At 44.3% G+C, this 13,320-nt stretch carries 7 protein-coding genes and 1 pseudogene; 4 read left to right on the forward strand and 4 right to left on the reverse strand.

Translation table 11 applies throughout. The annotated features are described in order from the left end of the window. Positions 1-82 precede the first annotated feature (82 nt). The gene (locus ABF487_RS00895; protein ID WP_415634240.1) at positions 83-1,204 is read left to right on the forward strand and encodes a helix-turn-helix domain-containing protein; all 1,122 of its coding nucleotides are present in this window, start codon (positions 83-85) and stop codon (positions 1,202-1,204) included. Positions 1,205-1,238: 34 nt separating this feature from the next. Here ABF487_RS00895 and ABF487_RS00900 read toward each other — a convergent pair whose 3' ends face one another. The 3 genes and pseudogenes from ABF487_RS00900 to ABF487_RS00910 form a co-directional block, all read right to left on the reverse strand. After that, entirely contained in the window at positions 1,239-3,671 is a 2,433-nt protein-coding gene (locus ABF487_RS00900) for a SpaA isopeptide-forming pilin-related protein (RefSeq protein WP_415634368.1), read from the reverse strand. Positions 3,672-3,716: 45 nt separating this feature from the next. After that, a pseudogene (locus ABF487_RS00905) lies at positions 3,717-4,496 on the reverse strand (MSCRAMM family protein); the annotation flags it as partial. Positions 4,497-4,546: 50 nt separating this feature from the next. Beyond that, complete coding sequence (locus tag ABF487_RS00910) at positions 4,547-8,794, reverse strand: SpaA isopeptide-forming pilin-related protein (RefSeq protein ID WP_415634241.1); 4,248 nt, start codon at positions 8,792-8,794, stop codon at positions 4,547-4,549. Between the two features lie 411 nt (positions 8,795-9,205). Here ABF487_RS00910 and ABF487_RS00915 point away from each other — a divergent pair, with 411 nt between their 5' ends. Genes ABF487_RS00915 through ABF487_RS00925 form a run of 3 tightly spaced genes read left to right on the forward strand, consistent with a single transcriptional unit; the run spans position 9,206 to position 12,413 of the window. Then, positions 9,206-10,309: a hypothetical protein gene (locus tag ABF487_RS00915; RefSeq protein ID WP_415634242.1), complete on the forward strand. Its 1,104-nt coding sequence runs from the start codon at positions 9,206-9,208 to the stop codon at positions 10,307-10,309. After that, positions 10,306-11,514, forward strand: coding sequence for a hypothetical protein (locus ABF487_RS00920; RefSeq protein ID WP_415634243.1), 1,209 nt, complete (start codon positions 10,306-10,308; stop codon positions 11,512-11,514). Before ABF487_RS00915 ends, ABF487_RS00920 begins: the two co-directional genes overlap by 4 nt. After that, the gene (locus ABF487_RS00925; protein WP_415634244.1) at positions 11,511-12,413 is read left to right on the forward strand and encodes an ABC transporter ATP-binding protein; all 903 of its coding nucleotides are present in this window, start codon (positions 11,511-11,513) and stop codon (positions 12,411-12,413) included. Before ABF487_RS00920 ends, ABF487_RS00925 begins: the two co-directional genes overlap by 4 nt. Here the strand turns inward: ABF487_RS00925 and ABF487_RS00930 are convergent, their stop codons facing one another. After that, positions 12,414-13,292, reverse strand: coding sequence for an LppW family protein (locus tag ABF487_RS00930; protein WP_415634245.1), 879 nt, complete (start codon positions 13,290-13,292; stop codon positions 12,414-12,416). Positions 13,293-13,320: the final 28 nt, after the last annotated feature.

Raw genomic sequence — 13,320 nt, forward strand, 5'->3', positions numbered from 1 at the left:
TAATTTGTCAGCGAAAAAGTATTGGCTATTTTTTGGAGCTAATTAAGTATTTCAAAAAAAATAATATAATATAAACTAAAAAATGCACAATAAAAGTTTAGATTGGCTGGCTAGTGCCGCTTCAGTCGATATTTTTACCTATAGTGACCACAAATTACAGGATTTATCGACGGGTGATAAGCACTTCAATCGTGGTGTCATGCTCAAAGCAAGTAAGCAGGCTAAAAGTGGCCTATACACGATTGTTCAGTATAAGTCTGGTTATATGCTTCTCATTCCAATAAATAAAAATGCAGGCCTGATTTTATTGCCAAAAATGGCTATCAACGAGGACCTTAGGAATGTTTTTTCCAGCATTGATTTTGTTAATCATTCGATTAATACGGCCAAGCTTGCTTTTCATCTTTATACAGGGCTAGATGCGCCAGACTGGGATATCACAATGGTCCAGTTGCATGGTGATTATAAAATTGTCGAACAAACACGACCTATGAACGAGATGGTGGCTTTCCATGTGTATACCGTGAAAATGATCGAGGCCCTCAGCAATCTGGACGAGGATCAATTCAAAGAAAGCCTAGCTGATATGAAAGGCTGCCGCGTCTTTGGTGAAGCGCTGACGACGACGAATATCATTCGCGGGCAGAAAGATATCCTAATTGATTTAATCAGCAAATTAACAGACAATGTTACCAAATTAGGATTGCCGATTGAAAAAGCCATTCCGATTCAGATGGGATCGATTCAGAAGATCGAATATCAGACCAATATCCTGAATTTCGATGCCTGGTTGGAAGAGATCCCTCGAATCTTCTTCAATACTTTTCGCAATTATCGTCAGTCGCTTTTCAAAGATAAAGCCGAGCGAATCAAAGATTATCTGAAAAATCACGCGCAGGATAATCTGCGTTTGAAAGATATTTCTGAAGTCCTGGGAATTTCCGAGCAGAACCTGAATGTGATTTTTAAAAAGAAATTCGGCGCGACAATCAAGCAATTCTCGATTCGGCTGAAGGTCGAAGCAGCCAAAGGCCTGCTGACCACAACAAAGCTGAAGATTAAAGACATCGCCGATTACCTCTCATTTGCCGACGAGAGCTACTTCGTCCAGACTTTCAGCAAGTTGATCGGTGCGACCCCAGCTAAGTTCCGGCAAACACATATTCAGACAAAATTGGAAGAAACAAAAAACGCGCAGCTGTAACACTGCACGTTTTTTTATTGCTTAATTATTAATCTTAATCTTCGTGACGCTTGCGCTTGAGCAACCAAGCTTCGGCAGCTGAAATCGCAATTAACGTCCCGCTGATTGTAGAGAACCAGAAGACCTGTTCGCCCGTATTAGGCAGTTCATTGTGCCGATTAGAGAAGGCAGCAGCAGATGGCTTCTTGTAGTTGACCAGTTTACCAGCGTTAACCGTTTCCGGCTTCCCGGCTGCCTGATCGACAATGACGAAGCTGACCGCCTTGCCATTGAGCTTGTAACCAGCAGGTGCTTTGGTCTCGATGAATTGATACTTGCCCGGAGCCAAGTGATCGACTTTTACAAGACCATTTTCGTCGGAGACAAGGCCTGACTTAATCGTCCGGCCAGTCTGATCGACAAGCTTGAATTCAGCACCAGCTAATGGATTACCTTGTGCATCAGTCTTTGTGAGAACTGCAGAACCTTGATAGTTGACAAAGTCTTGCGGCATCTTGACTGTCACTGGCTGGCCCTTAGCAGAAGCAGCGATCGTGAAGTCGGCTTTCGTCGTATTCAAGATGTAACCCTTTGACGCTTGTGTCTCGACGAAGCTGTAATCGCCAGGCTTCAGATCCGTGACGGTGACATGGCCCTTGGCATTCGATATCAAACCGGTCTGAACATCCTTGCCATCTTTATCAATGACTTTGAATGTTGCGCCAGCAAGTGGATTACCTTGTGCGTCAGTCTTCGTCAAAACAGCCGAACCCTTGTAGTTTATCAAAGTAGTTTTAACCGTTTCCGGCTTGCCCTTGGCAGAATCAGCAATTGTAAATTCAACTGGGCTTGTGTTCAAGATATAGCCAGTAATCGTCTTGGTCTCAACAAAAGCGTATTGACCAGGTGCCAGATTATCAATCGAGACATGACCATCTTTATCAGAAATCAAGCCCGTTTTCACATCATTGCCATCCTTGTCGATGACTTTGAATGTTGCGCCAGCAAGTGGATTACCTTGTGCGTCAGTCTTGGTCAGCGTTGCAGAACCTTGATAGTTAATGAAGTTATCAGAAGCATCGACTTGTACCGGCTGACCTTTGGCAGCTGTATGAATCGTAAACGGAATACCCGTCTTGTTCAAGATATAGCCAACTGGTGCTTGAGTCTCGTAGAAGATGTACTGACCCGGTGCCAAGTTAGCAACAGTCACCTTACCATCAGAACCAGTCGTCAACCCAGTTTGAACATCTTTACCGTTTTTATCAACGACTTTGAAGATAGCACCAGACAATGGATTGCCTGCTTCATCTTTCTTAGTCAGTGTTGCAGAGCCTTGATAGTTGACAAAGTTTTCTGTGACTTTGACAACTGCTGGTTCGCCCTTGGCGGCAGTGTGAATCATAAATGGTACACCAGTCGTATTCAGGACATATCCGGCAGGCGCTTTAGTCTCATAGAACTCATATTGACCAGGTGCCAGATTGTCGACTGTGACATGACCATCTTTATCAGAAATCAGGCCAGTCTGGACATCTTTGCCCTGTTTGTCGACAACTTTAAATGTTGCGCCGACAAGCGGATTACCTTGACTGTCAGTCTTAGTTAACTGAGCAGAACCCTTATAGTTAATGAATTGATCAGAGGCTGTCACAATCGTCGGCTCGCCTTTGGCTTGCGTATGGATTGTGAATGGCGTACCAGTCGTATTTAGGATATAACCAGCAGGTGCCTGTGTCTCGACAAATTCATATTGGCCAGGTGCTAGCTTGTCAACACTGACAACACCTTGATCATCAGAAGTCAAATTAGAGGCAACGACTTGTCCAGCTTTATTGCGGACTTCAAATGTTGCACCAGCTAGTGGCTTGCCATCTTTGTCTGTCTTGATCAGCTGTGCCTTGCCTTGGTAATTGACGAAGTTAGCTGCGACAGTCACGATAGCTGGTTCACCTTTAGCAGAAGTGTGAATAGTGAACGGCGTACCAGTCGTGTTCAGCACATAACCTGCAGGCGCTTGTGTCTCATAGAAGAGATACTGTCCTGGAGCAAGATCCGTGACTGTGACCTTACCTTGGGCATCGGACTGCAAGCCAGTTTGGACATCTTTACCGTTTTTATCGACAACTTTGAAGATCGCGCCTTGTAATGGCTGACCTTGTGAATCAGTCTTAGTTAGTTGTGCAGAACCCTTGTAGTTAATGAACTGAGAAGCTGCATTAACAACAGCAGGTTGTCCAGCTGCTTGGGTGCGAATCGTAAACGGTGTGCCTGTCGTATTCAAGACATAGCCATCAGGAGCTTGTGTTTCAACAAATTCATATTGACCCGGTGCTAGCTTAGTAGCAGTGACAATACCTTGTTCATTCGAAGTCAGGCCAGTCTGAACATCTTTGCCGTTTTTATCAACGACTTTGAAGACAGCGCCTTGCAAAGGATTGCCCTTAGCATCTGTCTTTGTCAGTGTGGCTGTGCCTTGGTAGTTCATGAATTCAGAGGAAGCATTCACAACGGCTGGTGCGTTTTGTGCAGAAGCAGCAATTGTAAAGTCGGTCTTATTCGTATTCAAGACATAGCCATCAGGTGCTTGTGTCTCAACGAAGCTGTAATCACCAGGGGCTAGATCAGTCACTGTGATCTTGCCGTCAGCGCCAGAAGTCAATCCAGTCTGAACATCATTGCCATCTTTATCAATGAGTTTGAAGATTGCACCTTTCAGTGGATTGCCTTGTGCGTCAGTCTTTGTCAAAGTAGCAGAACCCTTGTAGTTGGTCTCTGATGCTGTGGCAGGAGTGCTTGTTGGATTGAAGGCAATTGTGAATGGTGTGTGGACAGTATTCAGTACATAACCATCAGGTGCCTTTGTCTCGACGAAGTAATAATTACCAGGGAGCAAGTTATCTTGACGGATGCGGCCATCTGAATCAGTTGTCAGATTCGAAGCAACAACACTATCGTCAGATGCCTTGCGAATTTCAAAGACAGCGCCTTCCAGATTTTGGCCGTTGCTGGACTTCTTTGTCAGAATGACGGATCCGCGCTTTTCAGCATTTGTGACAGAAACTGTTTTAACATCGGTTGCTGATGGATTGAAGTCAATCGTAAAGGCGTATGTCTTATCAGCATCAAATGAATAACCTGCTGGTGCATCAGTTTCTTTAAAGTAGTAATCACCAGGCTTCAAGTTATCGACTGTAATGTAACCATCATCACCAGTTTTGAGATTAGATTGGATCTCGTTACCGTCGGCTTCATAAAGATTGAAGTAGGCACCGGCAAGTGGCTTATTCGTGTCAGCATCAGTCTTGGCTAGACGAACAGAACCAGTCTTCTCTGTGTTTTGAGCACTTACGCCAAGTGGTGTTACGGTGTTACTTGGTTGAAGGCAATCGTGAAGTTATGGTGAGAGCCATCAAGGACATAACCGTCGGGTGCTTTTGTCTCGACGTAGTAGTAATTGCCAGGCAGCAAACCACTGGCTGTAAATTGGCCATTGGCATCAGTAGCCTGGTTTGACAAAACTGGTTGGGCATTCCCAACTCTGTAGATAGAGAAGACGGCGCCTTGCAAAGGCTGATTCGTGTCAGCATCAGTCTTGTTCATAACTAAGGAACCGCGTTCCTCGGTGTTGCCTGCATAGACAACTGCAGCGGTCGACTGTTGGCCCAATACGATTGAGAAAGGATAAATTGTATTGCTATCTGGCGGATTATATCCAGCAGGTGCCGATACTTCTTTGAAGTAGTAATTGCCAGGTTTGAGATCGCCAATCTGAATTGTACCAGCAGCATCAGTTGTCCGGTCACCACCAATTTGCGTGCCATTAGCTTGATACAAGCGGAAGACAGCACCCTGCAAAGCTTGGTTCGTATCAGAATCAGTCTTATAGAGGATGACTGAGCCAGAGGTTTCAGAATCCGACACATTCACATTAGTCGTGATGTGGCTGGAGTCCAAAGTAAAGTTATGATGCGAAGAATCCAAGTTGTAGCCGGCAGGTGCGGCCGTTTCAACAAAGTAATAACTGCCAGCATCTAAGCCTGAATAACTTAGCTGACCATTTTTATCAGTTGCCAAACCAGCCTGAATCAAATTGCCATTAGCGCTGTACAAGCTGAAGATGGCACCTTGCAGGTTGGAACCGGTATCGGCATCGGTTTTCGTTAAGGTAACGGTGCCTTTTTGATTAGTAACTGGTTGCGTAACGGTCGTGCCGTTCGTTGAGTTATTTGGAACGGTTATTTTGCGTCCCGAAATCAGATCAGCCGGGACAATGTAACCATCAGTTGTTGGACCTTGTGTTTCAAATAAAAGATAATTGCCACTCTTGATGCTGCCCCAAGTGATTTGGCCTGAAGCATCGGTCGTGCCGCTTCTCAAAAGCATACCCTTTTGGCCATTGCTGATAGACCACAATTCGAATTTAGCCCCCGCCAAAGGCGCACCGGAGTTCTGATCAGTCTTAACAATTTGCAAACTGACATTTTTGCCGCTCGCTGAACCGCCATTGTTAACAACACTAGTTGACTGGCTTTCTTCTTGAGTAACCGTCTTTTCACCATCCGCTGTAACTGAAACAGTGTTGGACAAAGTATCATTTATCAAAGAAGAATTAATCAAAGCACGATAATCAACTGAATAAGCTGTAGAAATCTCATGTAAGAATTTAATAGTTAAAGTCTGTTCACCAGTGGTCTGATTAGTTTGTAAATCAACAGTGTAGTCAGTACCTTCGGTTAATTTTATGGCCGTATTTTCTGTGACTGTACCATTTGTGGCGATTGAGGTGCCATACACCACAATCGAATTCGGATCAACAATTTGATTGGTTGAAGGATGATCAACAATAGTTAAATTTTTCACTGTCGACTGAGATTTATTCACCATCAAATTCCAGCGAGCATAAGCTGAATTTGTCGGATCCTGTTCACCAGTCTTCTCAACATAACTGCCACTATTAGGGACCGAGACTGAAGCAGTCAAATCGTGCTCGCTCTGTCCATTCATATATTTGGCCGTATTATTGTAAGACCCTTGATCAATTACCTTTCCTGTTAAATCAGTCTGATAGGTTAAGATGTAAGTTTTGCTGCTTGGACTTGGCAGAACCGCAGTCAAAGTACCTTGTGTACCACTGGTCGTATCCGTGGCAGGCGTGTAAGTGATGTTAGCAGAATCAACCAGATTCCCCACAATTGCTTGCCCGTTGGATGGATTAATCGTTGCTTCATGTAATGAGGCACTACCCGCAACATAATCCTGGTCACCGATGATGTCATCAGAGATACTTGCATTGCTTAATTGTTGTTGGTTGTAATTAGCAATGACAGTCCAAGTAATGCGCTTAGTCTGTGCATTATAACTGCCAGACTTTGTTCCGTCGCTAATAAAGGGAGCATTTGGTTGAAATGGATTGCTTGCAGTGTTAGTGTGATCGTCACCATTTTTATCTTTCCAAGTAGCCTTGGCGGAATTGGTCCATTGGCCGTTAGCAGGCAGTTGCAAAGCATCGAAATTAGTTGTGTAACTCAAGGTATAGTTATCACTCGTACCGTCTAATGCACTATTAAAGGCAATCGTGAAGCCATCACTTGTCGGTGTAATGGTGTAATTAGAAGCTGCAACATCTTTATCTGTGACATTATCATGTAGCACATATGAACCAGGCACAATGGTTAAGCCAGCCGGTGACATAGTATCTGTCAGGCTGTAGTCATGCATTTCCTGGCGACCATCATTAATATTCAGATGCCATTGCAGTGTTCTGTTGTTGTAGTCGACATGGTCATGGCCCTTGGTCAATCCTTCTTCACCAACCTTTTGTTCACCAGAAGTTGCCGTTTTGTCATTACTCGTAACTGTGTTATCAATTGTCGTACTGCCATTGATGGGTGTGTTTACTTGCGAGTCATAATTAATAACGATGCCACTATCCAATCCATTAGGAAAAGTAATTGTCATTTGCTTGTTGCTAATATCATAAGCAACCTGGTAATCAGAGCTCGGCACGGTTCCGCCATTACGATAGGTTAATGTCGGCGTTCCTGTATAAACTTGATCACCAACCAAACTATCTGTCAGCGTTGTACCTGCAGGCAAACTTTTTTCACCATAATTATAATCAATATGCCACTTATAGTTTTGGCTGCCACCATCAGCACCATCGAATCCTTTTGCAAGTAAGCCACCATATGTCGGCGAGACAGAAGCAGAAGATGTGTAATCTTTACCATTATTGGTTAAAGTCGCTTGGTTAGTGAAAGTACCCTTGCCACCATCGTCCGGGATGGCTGAGGAATTGATGTTTGTCGTATATTCAATCTTAAATGCCTGGTGTGTATGTGCATACTGACCAATAAATTGAACTGTGCCATTCGCGTCCACTGTGTAGTCAGTTCCAGGAACCAAAGCCGCACCTGTAGCGGTCACGTTACCGTTCATATCAATTGTTAACGGATAAACAGCCGTATTGCTAAGTGTGGTGCCAGTCGGCATTGGATCTGTCACGGTTGCATTATCAAGTTCTTGGCCGTCCGTATTGACAGTAACATCCCAAAAAACTTGTTTAGGATTAGGGCCTGAAGGTAAGCTGCCGGCTTTTGAGATATCATGCCCACCGGTTGGATTAACAACGATGTTGGTTGTGTCATTACCACTTTTAACAGGAATATCGATTGTAGTCTTGCCGGGAACGGTTACGTTGATTTGTGATTGGTTGTAGTTAAAGGTGCCACTAATGTCTGAATTATTTTCTACTTGATCATTGAAAGTGAAAGTAACCTTACCTTGAGCATCGATCGCGTAACTACCAAAATCACCTAAGGAGCCAGTACCTGCTGTATAAGTGATGTTAGACGGTAATTGGAAACTAAAGTAATCGCCTGCCTTTGGCTGATAGCCATTTAATAAATCATTAGGAATAGACCAGGTATAAGCAAGATCAATTTTGTCACTAGTATTCAGTGATTGGCCATCTACAAGGGGTTGACCGTTCACTGTAATTGCAGCCGAATCAATAATCGTACCATTATCCTTGCTTGGCAAATATTGAGAAATATCGTTACCATCGCTTGCAGCTAAAACCTTCGGAGCCTTCACTGCCGGCTTAGCAGCACTCGAACTCGAAGTAGCTGAACTCGAAGAACTTGCAGCTGACGATGAAGCCGCTTGAGTCAGATCAGCAGAAACTTTCTGATCTTGATAAGTCAGCTCGATTTTGCTCGTGCTGCCAATTGAGCTGCTGTCCAAAGTGACTGGAATGGTCACTTCACCTTGGCTGCCAGCTTTAGCAGCCAGCTTGATATCGTTCTTTTCCGTCAGATAAGTAACTGACGAATTCTCTTTTGTCGCTTGTTTTTCAGCTGTTTTAAAAGCCAGTGGCGAATTCAGAGAAATCTGATAGTCGCTGTCAACAGTTGCCGTTGGCAGATTGACCTTCAAATTATATTGATTTGCATTCTCTGGATCGGCTTTAACGCTTTCCAAGCGAATACTTGTATCACTCTGTGTCGGCGTCGTGACGGCATAGACTTGCGAGCCGATTCCAATATATTGGAAGGCCAAAATCAAAGTCATGATAATCGCATACGTCCGTTGAAATACCTTATACATAGATAAAAACTCCTCAGTGAATTTAAAACTGCAGCAATGCCCGATTAGTTTGTCCTGACGTAATCTAGTCAGAATCAGCCGCTTGTGAAAGACTCTAAAAGAGCTCATCACAAAAACGGGCGGAATGTGCCATAAAGGAATATAGCACTTAGGCGCAGAAAATGAATGTAAAAAAATAATGTATTAGTGTAATTTTTTAATAGTTTTTTGAAATTCTGAGAGTTTTTTTATAAAAACAACGATTATCCAGTCATAAATGTGAAATCGTTATCATAAAATCTCATTTCCTATGAAAATATTTGTGCAGTCTTTTCTTAAAATAAAGTATTTTTCACAAATGTTTACAGCAGTCTGCCAGACAAATACACAAACAGCCGCCATCCCCGGTTGTTTTTCTTTATAATGACTTTAATGCAGGTGCTGGGAGCTTTAATCAGATTTACTTTCATGCGGTTGAAAAAATCGCATTTTTTTGCTGTGCTGGCCGGCCTGATCGTTGTTGTTAGTTTTGCCTTCAGCTTTACATCTCTTCTCGGACAATCCGGCAGCCGCATCAGTGAGAATACAAGCGAGTATGAAGCCACCCAAAATGCGCTCATCGTTTACGACGGTTATGCCAAAATCCCGCGCCCGATCCAAGCCAGTTACAACAATCTTCATAACCAATTAAATCAAGTAGCCGGCGTCTTAGCGGATGACCAGATGGAAAACGGCAGCTCCTACAGCCAGCTGGATTTGCAGCTGCGGAAAACGCAATTAAAGGAACTATCCTACGCGCACCATATCTCAGTTAAAGGCGCTCTTTCCTATCCACAAGTCCAGGCGCGGATTGCACTGGACCGCTACTACCTAGCTCATGGCCGCAATGAAAATTCGCATATCCGCACACTAGCTGATGTCTTAAGCAACTGGACGGGGCTTTTATTAACGGTCTTCAGTCTTTTCTCTGCCATTATCGCAGCCGCGGTCAGTGCTATCAGCGATACGCAAAAATCGACTTTCAAGGGCCTACCCGTGAAAAACCGTCACTATGCCGCCGCTAATTTCCTCACAACAGCTGCTATTACTCTGGGTTCTCTAATCACCAGCAGCTTATTAGTGGGCCTGTTTGCCTTAATATTTGGTGCTCGCCTAACACTCTCCAAAATTGTCTTTTTGTCTTTTGGCCGCTTTCAGGCTATCAATTACTGGCTCGTATTCGCACTGATTCTTTTAACCAGCCTGATTTTATCGCTGCTTTTTTCCTTATTAGGACGCATCATCGAGCAATTTACATCAATTAATTACTTTTTCGGCATCGGCTTTGGCCTGCTTTTCTCCCTACCGGCTAATATCTTTGGCATCTTGTCACTGCTCAATCCTCAGCAGATTCTCAGCGGCGATGCAGGCTTTATCACAGGCCTGCATACCAATCTGCTGCCGATTTATTACCTGATTCTGCTGGGCCTGATCATCGTCAGCTATCTGGCCATGATCCTGCTGGCCGATCATAAAAAAGGAGGCCTGCTGTCATGAGAGCGAATTTTGTCTTTGAATTAAAACGCATTCTAAAAGGTAAAAAGAATCGCCTAGCGATTGGCCTGTTTCTGATTCTGGCTATCATTTTTGCAGGATTTTTTAGTCAAAGCACCTTTGATGGCGAGCAGATTAATCCTGAATTGCTGCGGCAGACTAATCTTTACCAGGTCCAGACACTGCGGCATGTTGAAAAACACGAGGTCCCCAATGGGCCAGTGCTGCAATTCTATCCACCTTCTATCAAAATTAATAGCCGCCGAGTTGCTGACCTGCAAAAACACGATTGGTCAAAATACGCCCGTGACAGCGCTGCTTATTTTCCGGCCTTCACGCGCTGGTATCAACAAGGCGCTGCCCAAAACATGAGTTATCCGACCAACTACGGCGATACGAATAACTACCCAATGGGTTTTGTGGATTCGGCCAATTATTATTATCGTTATTCAGCCAGCTACTATCGAGCAGCAGCTAAAAGCAAGTCTGTCAACCGTCACATGCTTGAAGAGGCTTCATCGGCCGGCAGTACGCTTAATTTTCTAAAATCCGACGCAATTTCAGTCTTTTTTCTCCTTTTGATCATCATCGTCTGCGATCAATTGGTTTCCGATAGAAAACATCGGTCGATTTTTCTCGGACAACCACTTTCTTTGTATCGGCGTACTTGGTCCAAGACGGCCGCGGCATTGACGAGCTGGCTGATTCTTTCGGCCATCGCGATCGCACTGGTCGCCCTTGTAAACGGCCTGCGCTTCGGCTTTTCCGACTGGTTGATCAATCATCCTCTGGCACATAATGGCCGTTTTTACCCCTATTTCACACAAATTCAACCTGCACTAGAATTGCTTCAGGCAATCGCATTATTAGCAATTTTGGGGCTTTTGATCAGCCGGCTAGCCATCTTGCTGAACCTTATTTTAAAAAACGAATTCCTGACAGCATTGGCCTTGGCCGTTCTCGTCTTTTTTGAGCGCATCTACTGGTATCCTTACTGTGGCATCGCTAGCGATTATTCTATCTATCCTTTTCCCTACTTTCAGGTCGGTCGACTGGTCACAGGCCTGCAAAGCTTTATGTACGCGCAAAACGGGCTAACCTTCGCTAAGGGGATGCTCGTGATCGCCTGTTATGTGCTAGACCTAGAAATTCTAATTCAAATTATCCTACTGGCGACAAAATCAGGCTATCTAAGGAGAAAATCATGATCAAAGTAAGTCAATTAGACAAAAGTTTTAAAAATAGAGGCAGCCGGCAGGATGTCTTAAAACAAATCGATCTCACTTTCAAAGAGGGCCAGATTATTGGTCTAGTCGCGCCAAACGGCACTGGCAAATCGACCTTAATCAATCTGATCATGGGCTATCTGCAGCCGACCGCCGGATCGATCGAAATTGATGGCATCCGTTACAAAAATGAAAGTCAGCGCGTGAAAATCCACCGGAAAATCGTCACTTTACCGGATCAATTCGACTTGGAACCGTCCCTTTCCGGCCTGGATCACCTCAAACTTTACGCCGGTGCCTACGGCCACGATAAAGAGCGCGTGACAAAAATTATTGACCAGCTAAACATGTCCGGCTATGTGAAGAAAGCAGTTTCCAGCTATTCCTTAGGCATGCGCCAACGGCTGACTTTTGCGATGGTACTGGCTGCTGATGCCGATTATTTGATGCTGGATGAAGTCATGAACGGCCTGGATTTAAATAATGTCGAGCTGCTGTCGGATATCCTGCGGGCACTGCGCGATTCCGGGAAAACCTTGATTATTGCTTCGCATATCCTAGCTAATCTGCAGTCGATTGCCGACCGGATTATCTTTTTGCATCACGGCAAGGTCGTCTTGGATTCCACGCAGCAGCAAGAGGAGCAATTATTCGTGAAAGCCGATCTGACCCAAGCAGAATTAGCCAAATTGCCCGACGTATTAAGTCGCCATGCCATCAATTCTGTCGGTTACCGTAAGCTTTTTCCGGTTAGTGAACAAGGCTACAATTATGTGATTCAGGAAATCAAAAAAATCTCGCCGGCCGAAATCAGTTTCGGGACGAGAAATCTGGAAGATTATTATTGGAAATTCTTTGGCCGGGAACAATCGGCCGTCTGACTACTTTTTAATGATTGAAGCTGCAATTCGGCTAACCAATTGTTCGCCGCTGGTCTGATCGGTGTTATTTTGTGTCAGGATCGCGACTAGGTAACGTTCTTTTTCAGAAAAACCGATCGAATTCACATACCAGCTGCCATTGTCGGCATTGAGCCAACCGTTTTTAAAGGCAGGATCTTTCATGACACCAATACCAAAACGCTGGCTGGCAGTAATACCCTTCATCAAGTTCAGGATGTAGTCATGATCAACAGCCGGAAGCGTTTTAATGTCTTGCAGCAATTTAATCTGATTGCCAGCTGTGGAAGTAGACAGCCCAAAACCATTGTAATTAGGAATGGTTTCAGTCATACTCAGATTCGACCACAGCCGTTCTAAGGCTGGAAATCCACCAGCAGCGTCAAACAAATCAACGGCAGCATCATTATCTGAATAAGTGATCATAGCTTGAGCCTCTTGATCCAAGTCGCCAGTCAGAGGGCCGTCTTCTTTGACTAAAGCCGTTAAAATCGAGGCCTTAACCGAGCTGGCCAGCCAAAAATTTGCACCGCCGTTGTAGTAGGTCAGCTTATGGCCGGTTTTCGTGTCCAATACATAGACATCAGCCTTGGCCGAGCCAACTAAAGCGTTCACGCGTTTAGTGAAATCAGCTTGCGGCAGCATTTCCCCAACAATCGCAACATTGCGTTTTTTGTTTTTTTTAGCAAAAAACATTTTATCAAAAACACTTCTTGCCTGACTTTCAAACATCACAAAACGATTGATCGGCCGGCCCTTTACGGTCTTGGCCACTACTGGAAAACTATGGACTACGCCGACACCGAGCAAAAGGGTCGAAAGCAGCAACGCGCAGCATATAGATAGGTACTTCTTTCTCATTACAAACTATCATACGCTTAATAAATAT

The sequence above is a fragment of the Oenococcus sp. genome, from assembly GCF_047725585.1.
Classification (GTDB): Bacteria; Bacillota; Bacilli; order Lactobacillales; family Lactobacillaceae; genus Oenococcus; species Oenococcus kitaharae_A.

Coding starts and splice junctions, on each gene's coding strand:
- ABF487_RS00895 (WP_415634240.1), top strand. CDS start 83: ATGCACAATAAAAGTTTAGATTGGCTGGCTAGTGCCGCTTCAGTCGAT.
- ABF487_RS00900 (WP_415634368.1), bottom strand. CDS start 3,671: ATGAACTACCAAGGCACAGCCACACTGACAAAGACAGATGCTAAGGGC.
- ABF487_RS00910 (WP_415634241.1), bottom strand. CDS start 8,794: ATGTATAAGGTATTTCAACGGACGTATGCGATTATCATGACTTTGATT.
- ABF487_RS00915 (WP_415634242.1), top strand. CDS start 9,206: ATGCAGGTGCTGGGAGCTTTAATCAGATTTACTTTCATGCGGTTGAAA.
- ABF487_RS00920 (WP_415634243.1), top strand. CDS start 10,306: ATGAGAGCGAATTTTGTCTTTGAATTAAAACGCATTCTAAAAGGTAAA.
- ABF487_RS00925 (WP_415634244.1), top strand. CDS start 11,511: ATGATCAAAGTAAGTCAATTAGACAAAAGTTTTAAAAATAGAGGCAGC.
- ABF487_RS00930 (WP_415634245.1), bottom strand. CDS start 13,292: ATGAGAAAGAAGTACCTATCTATATGCTGCGCGTTGCTGCTTTCGACC.